Source organism: Spongiactinospora sp. TRM90649, from assembly GCF_029382225.1.
GTDB lineage: Bacteria > Actinomycetota > Actinomycetes > Streptosporangiales > Streptosporangiaceae > Spongiactinospora.
Genome location: NZ_JARLTC010000010.1, coordinates 258,075 through 273,850 on the forward strand (window position 1 = coordinate 258,075; position 15,776 = coordinate 273,850).

Here is a 15,776-nt window from a genome sequence, read left to right on the forward strand (position 1 = left end):
TCAGCTCCCCGTGGATCGGTAGCGGCGGACCCCCGCCCGCCAGGCCAGCGCCGCGACCACGGCGAGCGCGAGGGCGGCGGCGGGGGAGGCGAAACGCAGCCAGTACGGCAGGCCGGACGGATCGTCCCGATCCAGCACGTACAGCGCGGGCTGCCAGTTCACGAACGCCAGCGGCACCGTGTAGGTGACCGCGCGGACCAGTTCGGTGCCGTAGACGCTCGGCGGGTATTGCGTCAGCGACGCGCCGCCGTAGGTGAACGCGTTGGCCACCTCCGGGGCGTCGGTCAGCAGGAACTGCACCGCGCCGGCCAGCGCGAACACCGCCGTGAAGATCACCACGCCGCAGACGATCATCAGCGGGATCATCCACGCCCGCGACCACGGCACCCCGAGCTGCCCGAGCGACAGGCCCAGCACGACCGCCGCCTGGGTGGTCTTGCCGACCCGATAGACGTTGAAGCGATCCACGGCCATCTGCACGAACGGGCTGACCGGGCGGATCAGCATGGTGTCGAACGTGCCCGCCCTGATGTGCCCGCTGAGCCGGTCCACGTTACCGAACAGCATGTCGGCCAGGGCGAAGGAGACGCTGGACGTGCCGTACAGGAACATGACCTCGGGCAGGGTGAAGCCGCCGAGGACGGTAGTGTGCGCGAAGATGATCCAGATCGCCAGGATGTCGAGCGCGTTGACGCACAGCGAGCCGAGCGTGATCAGGACCATCGACACCGGATACTGCGCGAAGGCGCGGGTCCAGGTCCAGGCGAGCAGGCAGTAGGTCCTAACCACCCTGAATCACCACCTTGCGGCGGGCGGCCCCGGTGAGCAGCGCCCCCAGGGCAAGGATCACCGCGGCCCAGCCGGCCTGGAACGCCAGGGCCTCGGCGACGGCGATCTTGCCCAGGTAGACGTCGGCGGGCACCTGCACCATCGCCGCCCACGGCAGGGCGTTGGCCAGTTCGCCCAGCCAGCCGGGCACGATGTTCAGCGGCACGACCATGCCGCTGAAGAACAGGCTGAGCACCAGCGCGAGCTGGGCGACGCCGCGGTCGTCGAGGATCCAGCAGGCCGACAGCGCGACCAGGTAGCGCAGCCCGAAGCTGACCATCACCCCCAGGACGAGGCTCGCCGCGACGGCCGCCCAGGTACCGGGCGCGGTGGGCACGGTGATCCCGAACAGCGCCGCGCCCAGCAGCATCGGCGGGACGCTGCGCCACAGCAGCAGGTAGGCGGCCCTGCCCAGGTCGTCGGCCAGCGACCACGCCAGCAGCGACGCCGGGCGCAGCAGGTCGATCGCGGCGTCGCCGGTGCGCAGCCGCTCGGCCAGGCCGATCCCGCCGCCGAAGAGCTGCATGGGGCCGATCATCCCCTGGGTGAGGAAGCAGAAGGTGATCGCGTCGGTCATGTCGTAGCCGGCCAGCCCGGGGCGGGCCTGCCACAGGGCGATCAGGACGTAGGCCCGCAGGATGCCGAACACGGAGTTGGTGAAGGCGCCCGCGACGGCGGCGGCCCGGTAGGCCGAATGCCGGCGGAAGCCGTACCAGGCGATGCGCGCGTAGAGCTGGAAGACGACCTCCTCGGCGGGCGGCGCCGGCACAGGGGACACTGAGGGCGCTTGGCGAGCCACTCATCGTCTCCGACGGGGCAAAGGCCGGGCAACGTATTTTTACCTCGCGCCGGGGCGCGGCGGGAGTGACCGCCCCCCGCCGGGGTAGCGGAAACGGGGAAGGGGCCGGCCGGAACGGCACTTCGCCGGGCAAGCGTGTGGGAGGTCTCGCATGCGGTCTGACATCGACGTGGACGTCTCCCCGGACTATCCCGTGAGCTGGCAGGCCGCCGCGATGAACACCCTGATGCGCGGCACCATGAAGCCCATGTCCAGCTTGCTGCTGCGCCATCCGGCGGCGCTCACCGTGGCCTGCCGGGCGTTCGAGCTGGCCCAGCGGCTCCCGGGGAAGCTGCCCGGGCACGTGACGGTCACCGAGGAGCAGTTCGGGGCGTGCGGGGGCGAGTGGGTGCGCGCCACGCCACCGGCGGACGGCTCGGGCGCGGCGGGCGCCGGGCGCGTGCTCGACGACGCCAAGGCGGTGCTCTACTTCCACGGCGGCGCGTACTTCATCTGCTCCCCGGCCACCCACCGCTCGATCACCTGGCGGCTGTCGCTGGCGGCCAGGCGGCCGGTGCTGGCGCTGGACTACCGGCAGGGCCCGGTGCACACGCTGGCGGCGTCGCTCGCCGACGCGCACGCGGCCTACCGGTGCCTGCTGGACCGCGGCTACGCGCCCGGCGACATCATCCTGGCGGGCGACTCGGCCGGCGGGCATCTGACGCTGGCCACGCTGCTGTCGCTGCGCGACCGGGGCATGCCGCTGCCGTCGGCGGCCGTGTGCCTGTCGCCGTGGGCCGACCTCACCGACACCCCCCGCAGGTTCAACCGCTGGGTCGATCCGGTGCTCGCGGCCGGGCGGGTGGAGTGGCTGGCGCGCCACTGGACCGACGGGCTCGACCCGCGCGACCCGCTGGTCTCCCCGGCCTACGGCGATTACACGGGCCTGCCGCCGCTGATGATCGTCACCGGTTCCACCGAGGTCCTCCGCGACGAGGCCCGGCGCGTGGCACTGCGCGCGCGCCACGCCGGGGTGCCGGTCACCTATGAGGAATGGCACCGGATGCCCCACGTCTTCGCCATCCTCGCCGACGTCCTGCCCGAGGCCCGCCTGGTGTTCCGCCACATCGCCCGCTTCCTGGCCGCCCTGCCCAGCCGGATGAGCCCGCCCCTCGCCTGACCCGTCCCGCCGGCGGTGAGCGGGGCTCGCGTGCGGGGGCGCCACCCGGTGCCAATAGGCTGTGCGACCGTGGCGAGCGACACGGGCGGCGACGCGGACGGGCGGTGGTGGCCGCCACGCGGATGGCGCGCGGACGTGCTGATATCCGTGGTCGTCGCTTTCTTGATCTTCGCGAGTTCGCTGCCCCTGGCGCGCGAGCCGGGAGACCTGTGGCCCCTCGGGGCCACCCTGGTGGTCATCGCCTCGGGGGCGCTGCTGGCCCGCCGCCGCTGGCCGGTGCCGGCCGCCGCGGTCGCGCTGGTCGCCTCACTGATCTACTACGGCATGGGCCTGCCGGTGAGCACGATCATCATCGCCTTCGTGGTGATGCTCTACACGCTGGCCGAGGAGCGCGGCTTCTGGATCGCCGCCGGGTTCACCGTCGCGGTGATCGCGGGGCTCGCCCTGCAGGAGGTCCAGGGGGCGGACAACGGCGACGTCTTCCGCGCGGCCGGGTGGCTCGTGGCGGTGGTGGCGGCGGGCTGCGTGGCGCGGCAGCGGCGCAACCGGATCGCGCAGGCCGAGCAGCGGGCGCGGGCCGAGGAACGGCTGCGCATCGCCCGCGACCTGCACGACGCGCTTGGGCACCGGCTCTCGCTGATCAACGTGCAGGCTTCGGCGGCGCTGCACCGGCTGGCGGAGCATCCCGAGCGGGCCGAGCCGGCGCTGGCCTCGATCAAGGAGGCCAGCCGGGAGGCGCTCGGCGACCTGCGGGCCACGCTGGGCATGCTGCGCGTGGGGGACCGGGGCGAGTCCTCCGCCCCGGAGCGGGGGCCCGCGTCCGGGCAGGGGCTCGCCGTGCTCGGTGTCGCCGGGCTGGACGCGCTGGTGGCCGGGGCCCGGCGGACCGGCCTGGCCGTACGGCTGAGCGTGGGCACCGGCGGCGACGGCTCGCCCGAGCTGCCGCCCGAGGTGGACCAGGCCGTCTACCGGATCGTGCAGGAGGCGCTGACCAACGTGACCCGCCATTCGGGGGCGGGCTCGGCGGCGGTCGCGATCGAGTTCGACGACAGGAGCAAGCAGGTGACGGTTCGCGTGGACGACGACGGGGGAGCGGCGCCCGGCCCGCCCGGCCATGGCATCCGGGGGATGCGCGAGCGGGCCGCCGCGCTGGGCGGCGAGCTGGCCGCGGGCCCCCGTCCGGGCGGCGGCTTCGAGGTGTGCGCCCGGCTGCCGGTGCGGGTGGCGCGATGATCCGGGTGCTGCTGGCCGACGACCAGACGCTGGTGCGCGCCGGGTTCCGCTCGATCCTTGAGGGCGAGGACGACATCGAGGTGGTGGGCGAGGCCGGCGACGGCGAGGAGGCCGTCGCGCTGGCCCGCGAGCTGCGCCCCGACGTGGTGCTGATGGACATCAGGATGCCCCGCCTGGACGGCCTGGAGGCCACCCGGCGGATCGTCACCGACGAGCGCCTGGAGGCGGTCCGGGTGGTCATCCTGACCACCTTCGAGCTGGACGACTACGTCTACGGCGCGCTGAAGGCGGGCGCGGGCGGGTTCCTGGTGAAGGACACCGAGCCGATGGAGCTGATCCACGCGGTCCGTGTGGTGGCCAGGGGCGACGCGCTGATCGCGCCGTCGGTGACCCGGCGGCTCATCGCCGAGTTCGCCGAGCGGGTGCGCAGGCCCGCGCCGGGGCCGGAGCTGAACGGCCTGACCGAGCGGGAACGCGAGGTCATGGTGCTGATCGCCTCGGGCCTGAGCAACGACGAGATCGCCGCCCGGCTGGTGCTGAGCCCGGCCACGGTCAAGACGCACGTCAGCCGGATCATGACCAAGCTGCGGGCAAGGGACCGCGCGCAGGTCGTGGTGCTGGCCTACGAGGGAGGTCTGATCACGCCCGGCTGGCTGGGCTGATCCGCCGTCACAGGGGTCAGCCGGGCCACGCCGGACCGCCCCGCACCAGGGGTTACTTGCCCTGGGGTATCAGTCGCCTTACCTTCCATATCCCTTCGTGCTACTAAGCGGCAAATGTCGTCCATATCCAGCCACAGTGTGCTTGCCGTACCCCACGACGGAGAGGCACGACCCGGATGGCACGCGGTGGAATCAGCCCGGCGGACGGCATACCGCCCGGCGTACGGCCCCTTACCGTGGGCGACCCGGTGATAATAGGGCGTTACCTGCTTCTCGGACGCCTGGGCGCAGGCGGCATGGGCGTGGTCTACCTCGCCCAGCACCCCCAGGGCGGGTTCGTCGCCCTGAAGACCCCCCACGCGGTCCACCTCGGCGACGCGACCCTGCGCGCCCGCTTCGCCGAGGAGGTGGAGTTCTCGCGAAGGGTCGTCCCGTTCTGCACCGCGGCCGTGCTGGAGGACGGCGCCGACAAGGACCGGCCCTACCTGGTCAGCGAGTACATCCCGGGCCCGCCGCTGTCCCAGGTCATCGCCGCGACCGGCCCCCTCACCCCGGACCTGGCCTACGGCGTCGCGCTGGGCGCCGCCGCCGCGCTGGCCGCCGTGCACGGGGCCGGGCTCATCCACCGCGACCTCAAGCCGGGCAACGTGCTGCTCTCGCCGGACGGCCCCCGCCTGATCGACTTCGGCATCGCCACGGACGTGGACTCCGAGGGCGCGCACACCCAGGCCGGGCAGGTCATGGGCAGCCCCGGCTGGGTCGCGCCGGAACGGCTGACCGGCGGGCGGGCGGTCCCGGCCTCCGACGTGTTCGCCTGGGGCTGCGTGGTCGCCTACGCGGCCGGCGGGCACCATCCGTTCGGCGCGGGGGAGGCCGACGTCGTCACCCGGCGGATCATGGTGGAGCCGCCCCGGCTGACCGGCGTGCCCGCGCTGCTGCTGCCCGCCGTGGCGGCGGCACTGGCCAAGGATCCCACCGAGCGGCCCCCGGCGTCGGAACTGCTGGCCGCGCTGCTGGCGGCGGGCGGCGTGGGCGCACCCTGGGACTTGCGCGAGGCGGTCGGGGCGGTGCTGGCCGAGGTGTGGACGAAGGTGCCGCATCCGCCCGGCGGCGGGCCCGGACGGCAGGCCCCCGCCGGTCCCGTGGCCCTCCCGGCCGCCCGTCCGGCGGGCAAGGGGAACCGGCGTAGGCAGGCCCACCTGTCCCAGGCGACCTTCGCGGCGCTGGCCACGGTGTCGATCGCCGCGGTGACGGTCATCGCGGCCGGTGGGGGCGGTACGCCCGCGGGCGGCATCGCGGACGGCACGCCGTACCCGCGTCCGGGTGGGCAGACCGCGCTGTCCACGGCCCGTCCCGGGCACGTCGAGACCGTGGCGGGCGCCTCCGGGGGACCGGGTACGGTGACGGCCGTGCGCAGCCTGCCGGTGGTCGTGGTGACGGCGACGCGGACCGCGCGACCGGCCGACGGCCCGACCACCCCGCAGGGCACCTACAGCCTGCCGCACCCGCCCGGCGACCTGGAACCGGAGGAACCGGGGCAGCCCGACGCCGAGCCGACCTGCACGAACCGGCGCGGCAGGCCGCGGCCCTGCCGTCCGACCGAGGGCCCGCCGACGCCCCCGAGGCCCTCCGGGAGCATCAGCACCGAGCCGCAGTGGGGCGACGGCGAGTCGCCCTCGCCGACCCCATCCGTCAGCGTGCCCGTGCCCCCGACCGGGACACCGGGGCCGATGCCTTAACGGCGGACCCTTATCCTGCATCGGTACGAACCGGGTCAGGGAGGATCGATGGGGGTGGAGGATCTCGCCGTCACCCGGCCGGACCTCACCACGGTCACCGTCACGCACCATCTGGAGGAGGTGCCCTCCACCACCACCCACGCGCTGCTGATGCGCGAGGGGCGCGTCCTGGCCTCCGGTGAGGGGGAGCGGGTGCTCGCTGGATCGGCGCTGTCGGAGTGCTTCGGGCGCCCGCTGGCGCTGGACCGGGTGGACGGGCGCTGGTACCTGCGGGCGCCACGGGTGTGACCGGCCGCGCCGTGCCCGCGCGGCCGGTCGCGGGCCCTGCCCCGGAAGGGGAACCGCCCATGCCCTGGGGGTCAGCCCGGGGCCGGGCCCGCCGTCTCGCGGCTGGGACGGTGCCGTGACCGTGCCGTAGGTGTGCCGTCACGGTGCCGCCCCGGCGCGGTCAGTGCGCCATGTCGAACTGCTCCTCCTCGGTCGAGCCGCGCAGCGCGGTCGTCGAGGAGTCCGGCGAGATGGCGGTGCTGACCAGGTCGAAGTAGCCGGTGCCGACCTCGCGCTGGTGACGCGTGGCGGTGTAGCCGCGCTCCTCGGCGGCGAACTCCTCCTCCTGCAGCCCGACGTAGGCGGTCATGCCGTTCTCGGCGTAGCCGCTGGCCAGGTCGAACATCGAGTAGTTGAGCGAGTGGAAGCCGGCCAGGGTGATGAACTGGAACTTGTACCCCATGTGGCCCAGCTCGCGCTGGAACTTGGCGATGGTGGAGTCGTCGAGGTGGCGCTTCCAGTTGAAGGACGGCGAGCAGTTGTAGGCCAGCATCTGGTCGGGGAACTCGGCCTTGATCGCCTCGGCGAACGACCGGGCCACGTCGAGGTCGGGGGTGGAGGTCTCCATCCACAGCAGGTCGGAGTGCGGGGCGTAGGCCAGGCCGCGGGCGATGCACGCGGCGACGCCGTTGCGGACCCGGTAGAAGCCCTCGGCCGAGCGCTCGCCGGTGGTGAAGCGCTGGTCGCGGGGGTCGATGTCGCTGGTCAGCAGGGTCGCGGCCTGAGCGTCGGTACGCGCGATGACCAGTGAGGGGACGCCGCACACGTCGGCGGCCAGGCGGGCGGCGTTGAGCGTCTTGACGTGCTGCGAGGTCGGGATGAGCACCTTCCCGCCGAGGTGGCCGCACTTCTTCTCGGAGGCGAGCTGGTCCTCCCAGTGAACGCCCGCGGCACCCGCCGCGATCATGCCCTTCATCAGCTCGAAGGCGTTGAGCACGCCGCCGAATCCGGCCTCGGCGTCGGCGACGATGGGGGCGAGCCAGTGCGGCGCGTCCTGGTCGCCCTCCGACCAGGTGATCTGGTCGGCGCGCAGCAGCGCGTTGTTGATCCGGCGCACCACGGCGGGCACCGAGTTGGCGGGGTAGAGGCTCTGGTCGGGGTAGGTCTGCGCGCCGAGGTTGGCGTCCGCGGCCACCTGCCAGCCGGACAGGTAGATGGCCTTCAGGCCGGCCCTGACCTGCTGGACGGCCTGGTTCCCGGTCAGCGCGCCGAGCGAGTGGACGTAGTCCTCGGTGTGGAGCAGGCTCCACAGCCGCTCCGCGCCGAGCCTGGCGAGGGTGTGCTCCTCCTGCACCGACCCGCGCAGCCGGATGACGTCCTCGGCGGTGTAGGTGCGTTCGATGCCGTTCCAGCGAGGGTTCGTCTCCCAATCGTGCTGGAGGTCCTCGGCTGCTCCCTTGAGGCGATTCATCATGAGTTCAGCTCCTTCGTCGTCCCCTGGGGGCTTGCTATGAGTTTGGGCGCTATCGCGGGGGCGATGACAGGGATGATGATGCGAAAGAACATCACTTCTTCTCATGTTCGCAAGAGTTGGACGGCTTGAGCGGTGAAGAAATAGTAAGTTTCCGCTATGGACTAGACCAATCCGATGCCGGATCGCCTGCCCGGCGGGGGGTCCCTGGAAGATGAAACGATTTTTCGCTTAGGATCGCGGTATGGCACCTCTGGTCAGCGAAGAACCGCTGTCTTTGACGCAGGAGCTCGATCTCATCGCGTTCGGGCAGCGGCTGCGGCATCTGCGCAAGCAGCGCGGCCTGACCCTCTCCGACCTGGGAGGGCGGGTGAGCCGCGCGCCCAGCCAGCTCTCGCTGCTGGAGAACGGCAAGCGCGAGCCGAAGCTGTCACTGCTCAAGTCGCTGGCCGCCGCGCTGAACGTGCCGGTCGAGGAGCTGCTGCGCAGGCAGGCCCCCAACCGCAGGGCCCAGTTGGAGATCGCCCTGGAGGAGGCCCAGCGCGACCCGATCTACGCCCGCCTCGGCATGCCTCGCCTGAAGGTGTCCGCGCGGGTGCCCAACGACGTGCTGGAGCACCTGCTGGCCCTGTACGAGGAGCTGCGCTCGCGCGAGGCGCGGGGCACGGCCACGCCGGAGGAGGCCCGGGTGGCCAACGCCGAGCTGCGCCGCAAGCAGCGCGAACAGGACAACTACTTCCCCGAGATCGAGAAGGCGGCGGCCGAGGCGCTGTCGGCCGTCGGATACCGCTCGGGCGCGTTGTCGCAGAGCACCGTGCAGGCCCTGGTCACCCACTTCGGCTACACCGTGCACACCGCGCAGGACCTCCCACGCACCGTGCGGTCCATCACCGACCTGCGCAACCGCCGCATCTACGTCAAGAACGAGCAACTGGGCATGCACAGCCCGCGCACGATCCTGCTGCAGACGCTCGGCCACCTCGCGCTCGGGCACCACAAGCCGCGCGACTTCGCCGACTTCCTGCGCCAGCGCACCGAGGCCAACTACTTCGCCGCCGCGCTGCTGGTCCCGGAGACCGCGGCGACCCCCTACCTGCGCGAGGCCAAGGAGGACCGCGCGCTGTCGGTGGAGGACCTGCGCGACGTCTTCGCGGTCTCCTACGAGATGGCCGCGCACCGGTTCACCAACCTGGCCACCCACCACCTGGACCTGGTCTGCCACTTCGTGCGCAACGACGCGGGCGGCATCATCTACAAGGCGTACGAGAACGACGGCATCGTCTTCCCGGCCGACGAGCAGGGCGCGATCGAGGGGCAGCGGATGTGCCTGCGGTGGTCGGGCCGCCAGGTCTTCCAGTCGCCGGACAAGTTCTCCGTCTTCTACCAGTACTCCGACTCGGCCACCGGCACCTACTTCTGCATGGCGCACGTGGATCCCTCGCGGGAGCGCGACTTCGCGATCACGCTTGGCGTGCCGTACCGGGAGTCGCGGTGGTTCAAGGGGCGCGAGACGACCCGGCGCACCAAGTCGGCCTGCCCGAACGGCGAGTGCTGCCGCCGTCCGCCGCCCGAGCTGACCCAGCGCTGGGAGGGCTACGCGTGGCCGTCGGCGCGGGCCAACTCCCACGTCCTGGCCGCGCTGCCGCCGGGGTCCTTCCCCGGCGTGGACGAGGCCGACGTCTACTCCTTCCTGGAGCGGCACGCCGCCAACTGAGCTGTTACCTTGGGTAACCGCGAAAGGGGTGGCAATGTCCTTCAATCCGGATATGAGCGACGACGTGCGCGAAGTCCGTGACTGGGTACACACGTTCGCGCGTGACGTCATCCGCCCCGCGGGCGCCGAATGGGACGAACGCGAGGAGACCCCCTGGCCGCTCATCCAGGAGGCGGCCAAGATCGGGCTCTACTCGCTGGACTTCTTCGCCCGCCAGTGGTTCGAGGACAGCGGCCTGGGCATCCCGGTTGCCTTCGAGGAGCTGTTCTGGGGCGACGCCGGGATCGGGCTGTCCATCACCGGCACCGGCCTGGCCGCCGCCGCGCTCGCCTCCGGCGGCACCCCCGAGCAGGTCGGCGTGTGGCTTCCCCAGATGTTCGGCACCCCGGACGACGTACGGCTCGGCGCGTTCTGCGCCTCCGAACCGGACGCGGGCTCGGACGTGGGCGCGATCCGCACGCGGGCCGTACGCGACGGCTCGGACTGGATCCTCGACGGCGTGAAGACCTGGGTCACCAACGGCGGCATCGCCGAGGTCCACATCGTCGTCGCCTCCGTCGACCCCGCGCTCGGCCCCCGGGGCCAGGCGTCGTTCATCGTCCCGCCGGGCACCCCCGGCCTCTCCATGGGCCACAAGTTCGCCAAACACGGCATCCGCGCCTCCCACACCGCCGAGGTCGTGCTACGCGAGGTCCGCGTCCCGGCCGACTGCCTGCTCGGCGGCCCCGAGAAACTGGAGGCGCGCCTGGCCCGCGTCCGCTCCGGTGAACGCGCGGGCGAACAGGCCGCCATGCGCACCTTCGAGGCCACCCGGCCCGTCGTCGCCGCCATGGCCGTCGGCATCGCCCGCGCCGCCTACGAGTACGCCAGGGACTACGCCGCCCAGCGCGAACAGTTCGGCCGCCGCATCGGCGAGAACCAGGCCATCGCCTTCCGCCTGGCCGACATGGCCACCCGCGTCGACACGGCCCGCCTCCTCACCTGGCGCGCCGCCTGGATGGCCCGCCAGTCCCGCCCCTTCCACAACGCCGAGGGCTCCATGGCCAAACTGGTCGCCGGCGAAACCGCCGTCTGGGTCACCGACCACGCCATCCAGATCCTCGGCGGCGCCGGCTATACCCGCGACCACCCCGTGGAACGCTTCCACCGCGACGCCAAGATCTTCACCATCTTCGAGGGCACATCCGAAATCCAACGCCTGATCATCTCCCGCGCCGTCACCGGCCTCCCCGTCCGCTGACCTTCCCCTTGGGGCGCTACACGACGCGTACTGGCGCAGTGAATTTCCAATCGTGACAACATTAGACAGGGCGAAACCCGCCGAGCGGGGTTCCGCTCGGCGGGTTTCCAGAAACAGATGGTCTCGTGTTACTCAGGCGTTCTACTGGCAGTCGGTGAGGATCACAATGTCGGGGACGAAAGCCTCACCGGCCCCCTTGCAGAGTAAGGTCGCCGACGTGGTGCGGTCGACCAGGTTCCGGTCGGCCGCGGCCAGAACCCCCGTTGCGGGTGCGCCGTTGGAGGCGACGCAGTTTCCGAAGCCGACCGTCTCGGGCCCCGGAGGAGTGGGCACGACGTTGTCGCAGGTGTAGGTGGGGAGCACCGCGTTCGCGGAGGCGGCGGCTGGGACGGACAGCAGGACCGTGGCGATGGTGGCGGCGGCGATCAGGGCCGCGGACAGCGTGCGGGTTTGCATTACTCCTCCTGTTGATTGATGAATGAATCATCGACGGTGCGAGAAATGCTCAATGGCCGAGGAGTGGCGCTGTAGCGAGAAGATTTCACTCGGCCACACGAAGATCTAGCGAAAGTCTCCATCGCGCGGAGGCGTATGTCGTCAGCAATTAGCGCACTATCCTGTGCATTTAGCGCACAGGCCGGGTCGGCTCACCCGGCCCTGCCCGCGAGGTCGTGCAGACGTAGGCGCCCGCGTGGAGCGCGCGCAGCAGGTACTGGTCGGCGTCGAACGTGGTCAGCACGACCACGTGCGGCGGCCTGGCCAGCGTGGCGATCCTGGCGATGGCCGTGATCCCGTCGACGCCCGGCATCCGCAGGTCCATCAGCACGAGGTCCGGCCGGTGGCGGACGACCTCCTCCACGCCCGCCGCCCCGTCGTACGCCTCGCCGACCACCTCGACGTCACCGGACGAGCCGAGGATGGTGCGCAGGTGCGCGCACACCATCGGCTCGTCGTCCACCACGACGACCCTCACCATCCCGATTCCCTGGGCAGGGTCGCCTGGATCTGGAAGCCTCCGTCGCCGTACGGACCTGCCAGCAGCGTGCCGTTGACCAGCTCGACCCGCTGCCGCAGGCCGAGCAACCCGGTGCCGGTCGCCGACCCGGCGCCCGTCAGCGCCGGGTCGGCGGCACGCGTGGGCGCGGTGTTGCGCACGACCAGCCGTACGGCGTCGCGGCCGTAATGCACCTGGACGCGGGTGGACGCGCCGGGGGCGTGCTTGCGCACGTTGGTCAGCGCCTCCTGAACGACCCGGTGGGCGGTACGGCCCACGACGGGCGAGATCGGCGACCGGTCCCCGCGTTCGACGAGTTCGACGGGGACGCCCACCGACTCCGACTCGGCGACCAGTGCGCCGAGATCGGGCAGGGCTTGCTCGCGCATCCCGTCCGGTTCGGGGTCGTGCAGGATCCCGACGAGGTCGCGCAGTTCCTCCAGGGCCTGGCAGCCGGTCACCCGCAGCGCCTCCGCGGCCTCCCGGGTCCGGCCGTCGGCGGAGGACACCTGTCGCGGCCATGATCGCCACGGGGGCTTTCGTAACCGATCCGCAGTTGGGCTACCCGCCGGGAACCCCGTCAGACCTCCTGCCCGGTGTCAACGCCCAGGCGAGCTGGCATGGGAACCTGCACTGGATGACGGCGTTCGTCATGTACGCCGCCGCGACCATCGCCTGCTTCGCCTTCGCCCGGCGCTTCGCGGCAGAGCCCGGCGGGCGGCCCTGGGCGGTCCTCCTCACCGCCACAGGCGTCCTGGCTCCGTTGATCATGTACGGCGGCAGCCTCATTCTTCAGCCGCTGGCCATCTCCGGCGAGTGGTACTCGGCCTTCGACGGGATCGCGGGCCGGGCGGTCATCCCGCTCGGCTGGATCTGGCCGCGCTGGTGCCGCTTCGCCTGCTCAGAACGCGTTCCGCCACGGAGGCGCACGCATGATCGGAGGTCTCCCGGCTCACCAAGGCGTACAACACGGGACGTGCCGTCGACCAGCCCACGCTCACCGTCGCACCCGGCGTCGCCACCGGATTCCGTCGGCCCTCGCCGCCGTCCGGGGCCTCGTGCTGACCCCGCAGCGGGCCATCCTGGAGCAGGAGTACGTGGACCTCAACGGCGACAGCGTGGAATTCGGCGGGGCATGGGGAGGGGACCGGTGAAGACCGCGCCGCGGGGGAGTGGCGTTAGCTGCGCACGCTCCGGTCCACCTCCCACTGCCTGATCGCCTTGGCGATCTTGAGCGTCGGCTTCGGGGCGCTGTTCAGCGGCGACGCGAGCGAGATCTACCGGGAGCCGATGGGTCGAGGGGCTCGCCAATGGTGGCGGACACCTCGGTGCGGTGACGTGGGTGCGATCAGTGGTTTCGCGCGCTTGGGCGCGTCGCAAGGGCGGTGATGAAGGCGGCGATCTCGTCGGGGTTCTCTTCGGCCATGAAGTGCCCGGATGCGGTCGGCTGGTAGGTCAGGTCCGGCGCCCAGGCCCGCCACAGCGATGCGGCGTCGAAGCCGAGCTGGGAGCCCCAGTCCTGTGAGATGACGCCCACCGGCATCGCGAGCTGCGCGCCATGCTCACGGTCGGCTCGATCCATCTCGAGATCGATGCTCGCGGTGGCCCGGTAGTCGGCCACGATGGAGTCGATCGCGGCGACCGAGCCGTCGATGTAGTAGGCGCGCTCCTCGTGGGTGAAAGTCGTGCCGCTGGGGTCCCATGCGTCCAGGAATGAGCCGAAGAACTCCGGAGCGACTGCGCGGATCATCTTCTCGGGAAGCCCGATGGGCTGAGCCATCAGGTACAGGTGCCAGGCGACCTTGGCGTCGGCTCCCCGCAAGACGGCCCACGTGTCGAGGGTGGGCAGGACGTCGAGGATCCCCAGGTAATCCACGACGGCGGGGTGGTCCAAGCCTGCCCGGACGGCGACCAGTGCACCGCGGTCGTGCCCGACGAGCCCGAAGTGGTCCACGCCGAGGGCGGACGCGACCGTCACGATGTCCTGAGCCATCGTGCGCTTGGAGTACGTGGCGGGGTCACTCCCGTCCGGCTTGCCGCTGTCGCCGTATCCGCGCAGGTCAGGGACGATGACCGTGTGGTCGCCGACGAGCCTCGCCGCGACCCGGCGCCACATGTAGTGCGTCTGGGGGAACCCATGCAGGAGGACCACGGGCGGCCCGCTTCCGCCGATGGCGACGTTGAGGTTGACGCCGTTGGTGCCGGGGATGGCCTGGTAGCCGAAACCGTTGATCGTCAGTCGGGTGGTCATGTGTTCTCCTTCGCGTCAGGCGCGGCGGTCTCATGGGCGGCCGTCTCGTGGGCGGCGCGGGTCGGATGGCCGGAGAAGATCCCGGCGGGTAGGGGGGCCTGCCCGGCCGATGTCTTCAGGGCTGGGATGACGATGGTGTCGACGAGTGCGGACAGGTACTCCTCGTCGACGGCGAGGCCGTTGACCCGTCGCAGCAGGAGAGCGGCGCCGACCACCTCCTCGAAGGCGAAAGGGTCCGCGCCTTCGGGCAGTTCGCCGCGTGCGATCGCGGAGTCGATGACCTGTCGCGGCAACCGAGCTCCTGTCGGGCCGACGGCGTTCTCGATGTCCTCGCACAGGTCCGGGTCCTCCAGACCCGCCTGCAAGAGCAGCATCGCGGTCTGACTGTCCGCTGCGCGCATGGTCTGGTCCAGGCGCCGGCACAGGCTCAACACGTCCCCGCGCAGGCTGCCGGTGTCGATCGGCTCGCCGGCCCCGCGCTGCGCGGGCCCGGCCTTGACCGCGGCGATCACCATCTCCCGCTTGGACCCCCACCGCCGATACAGGCTCGCCTTGGACGTCTGGCACCGTCGGGCGACCTCCTCGAAGGAGACGCCCTCGTAACCGGACTCCGCCAGCACCTCCAATACGACAGCAGTGATCCGCTGATCCAGAGCCGCATCACGCGGACGGCCGCGTGCCGCACCCTCACGACTATTTCGATACACCACGTCCCGTATCGTAATGCATCCGGGCTGACCTCCAACGGGTGGACCTGGCGTCACGCCACGACGGTGAGCGCCGCGCGGCCGTCGAGCGGTGAAGACCACCCCGCCGATCACCACCAGGCCGGTGGCGGCCTGGATCAACGTGTGCCGGGCGGTGTTGACCGCCTCGAAAGGCGCCGCGCGGCCGGGCCGATCAAGACGGCGAGCACCGAACCGGCCGCCACGGTCAGCGCGATGCCGGCGGCCAGCACCCACCGCGCCCAGTCGGGCCCCGGCACCACCACGGCCGTCCACGTACAGCCCGCCATCACCGTGACGGCCAGGACCACCGCGGCTGATCGCCGCGAGGCTCGCCGCGGCGGTTCGGGGACGCGCCTCCGGACGACCTGTTGAAGGGGATCCGAGTGGTGGCGTCGGGTGAGACGCTGCTCGCGCCCCCGACTGATCGCGGAGTTCGTACAGCGCCCGGTCCAGCAGTCCTTTCACGGGCTCGACACGGCCCGCCTGGTCACGCCGCGTTGGCCGCCCGCGCGCCCCCAGGAAGCCGAGAAGCGAGCCCGCACCGCCCTCGACGAACTGGCCAGGGCGGGCAAGTCCGCTATGACGCCGACTGATCGCGAAAGGGCGTGGGCCGGCTAGACGAGTAAGTCCTAATCCGAGTCAGTGGTCATAAGCGATCAGTGACCGGGTGATGGGCTGGCCGGTCTCGCGG

At 71.7% G+C, this 15,776-nt stretch carries 17 protein-coding genes; 7 read left to right on the top strand and 10 right to left on the bottom strand.

What is annotated here, in order from left to right:
- A complete protein-coding gene (locus P3X83_RS15005; protein WP_277305646.1) occupies window positions 1-789 on the bottom strand; it encodes an ABC-2 family transporter protein in 789 nt (262 codons plus the stop codon).
- Window positions 782-1,606: an ABC-2 family transporter protein gene (locus P3X83_RS15010; protein WP_346742712.1), complete on the bottom strand. Its 825-nt coding sequence runs from the start codon at window positions 1,604-1,606 to the stop codon at window positions 782-784. The genes P3X83_RS15005 and P3X83_RS15010 overlap by 8 nt, the downstream gene beginning before the upstream one ends.
- 172 nt (window positions 1,607-1,778) lie before the next feature.
- Between P3X83_RS15010 and P3X83_RS15015 the strand changes: the two genes are divergently transcribed.
- The 5 genes from P3X83_RS15015 (at window position 1,779) to P3X83_RS15035 (ending at window position 6,708) form a co-directional block, all read left to right on the top strand.
- Window positions 1,779-2,786 (top strand): alpha/beta hydrolase, encoded by a 1,008-nt coding sequence (locus tag P3X83_RS15015; protein WP_277305647.1) that lies wholly within the window; start codon window positions 1,779-1,781, stop codon window positions 2,784-2,786.
- Window positions 2,787-2,855: 69 nt separating this feature from the next.
- Complete coding sequence (locus P3X83_RS15020; RefSeq protein WP_277305648.1) at window positions 2,856-4,019, top strand: sensor histidine kinase; 1,164 nt, start codon at window positions 2,856-2,858, stop codon at window positions 4,017-4,019.
- Complete coding sequence (locus P3X83_RS15025; protein WP_277305649.1) at window positions 4,016-4,681, top strand: response regulator transcription factor; 666 nt, start codon at window positions 4,016-4,018, stop codon at window positions 4,679-4,681. The genes P3X83_RS15020 and P3X83_RS15025 overlap by 4 nt, the downstream gene beginning before the upstream one ends.
- Window positions 4,682-4,857: 176 nt before the next feature.
- Window positions 4,858-6,420, top strand: a complete 1,563-nt coding sequence (locus P3X83_RS15030) for a serine/threonine protein kinase (RefSeq protein WP_277305650.1) — start codon at window positions 4,858-4,860, stop codon at window positions 6,418-6,420.
- 48 nt (window positions 6,421-6,468) lie between these two features.
- On the top strand, window positions 6,469-6,708 hold the full coding sequence (locus P3X83_RS15035; RefSeq protein WP_277305651.1) for a hypothetical protein: 240 nt from the start codon (window positions 6,469-6,471) through the stop codon (window positions 6,706-6,708).
- Window positions 6,709-6,868: 160 nt separating this feature from the next.
- Here the strand turns inward: P3X83_RS15035 and aceA are convergent, their stop codons facing one another.
- Window positions 6,869-8,158, bottom strand: a complete 1,290-nt coding sequence (gene aceA / locus P3X83_RS15040; RefSeq protein ID WP_277305677.1) for an isocitrate lyase — start codon at window positions 8,156-8,158, stop codon at window positions 6,869-6,871.
- A gap of 244 nt (window positions 8,159-8,402) precedes the next feature.
- Here aceA and P3X83_RS15045 point away from each other — a divergent pair, with 244 nt between their 5' ends.
- Complete coding sequence (locus tag P3X83_RS15045; RefSeq protein WP_277305652.1) at window positions 8,403-9,872, top strand: helix-turn-helix transcriptional regulator; 1,470 nt, start codon at window positions 8,403-8,405, stop codon at window positions 9,870-9,872.
- 34 nt (window positions 9,873-9,906) lie between these two features.
- On the top strand, window positions 9,907-11,112 hold the full coding sequence (locus P3X83_RS15050) for an acyl-CoA dehydrogenase family protein (RefSeq protein WP_277305653.1): 1,206 nt from the start codon (window positions 9,907-9,909) through the stop codon (window positions 11,110-11,112).
- 141 nt (window positions 11,113-11,253) lie between these two features.
- On the opposite strand, the gene P3X83_RS15055 is transcribed toward P3X83_RS15050, so the two are convergent.
- From P3X83_RS15055 to P3X83_RS15085, 7 genes are all read right to left on the bottom strand, one after another.
- Entirely contained in the window at window positions 11,254-11,568 is a 315-nt protein-coding gene (locus P3X83_RS15055; protein ID WP_277305654.1) for a hypothetical protein, read from the bottom strand.
- A gap of 169 nt (window positions 11,569-11,737) precedes the next feature.
- Window positions 11,738-12,088, bottom strand: a complete 351-nt coding sequence (locus P3X83_RS15060; protein ID WP_277305655.1) for a response regulator transcription factor — start codon at window positions 12,086-12,088, stop codon at window positions 11,738-11,740.
- Window positions 12,082-12,615, bottom strand: a complete 534-nt coding sequence (locus P3X83_RS15065; protein ID WP_277305656.1) for an ATP-binding protein — start codon at window positions 12,613-12,615, stop codon at window positions 12,082-12,084. The genes P3X83_RS15060 and P3X83_RS15065 overlap by 7 nt, the downstream gene beginning before the upstream one ends.
- 283 nt (window positions 12,616-12,898) lie before the next feature.
- Entirely contained in the window at window positions 12,899-13,036 is a 138-nt protein-coding gene (locus P3X83_RS15070) for a hypothetical protein (protein ID WP_277305657.1), read from the bottom strand.
- 418 nt (window positions 13,037-13,454) lie between these two features.
- On the bottom strand, window positions 13,455-14,357 hold the full coding sequence (locus tag P3X83_RS15075) for an alpha/beta hydrolase (protein WP_277305658.1): 903 nt from the start codon (window positions 14,355-14,357) through the stop codon (window positions 13,455-13,457).
- Window positions 14,354-15,205: a TetR/AcrR family transcriptional regulator gene (locus tag P3X83_RS15080; protein ID WP_277305659.1), complete on the bottom strand. Its 852-nt coding sequence runs from the start codon at window positions 15,203-15,205 to the stop codon at window positions 14,354-14,356. The genes P3X83_RS15075 and P3X83_RS15080 overlap by 4 nt, the downstream gene beginning before the upstream one ends.
- Window positions 15,202-15,393 carry a hypothetical protein gene (locus tag P3X83_RS15085; RefSeq protein WP_277305660.1) on the bottom strand — a complete coding sequence of 64 codons (192 nt, stop codon included), beginning with the start codon at window positions 15,391-15,393 and terminating at the stop codon, window positions 15,202-15,204. Before P3X83_RS15085 ends, P3X83_RS15080 begins: the two co-directional genes overlap by 4 nt.
- Window positions 15,394-15,776 lie beyond the last annotated feature (383 nt).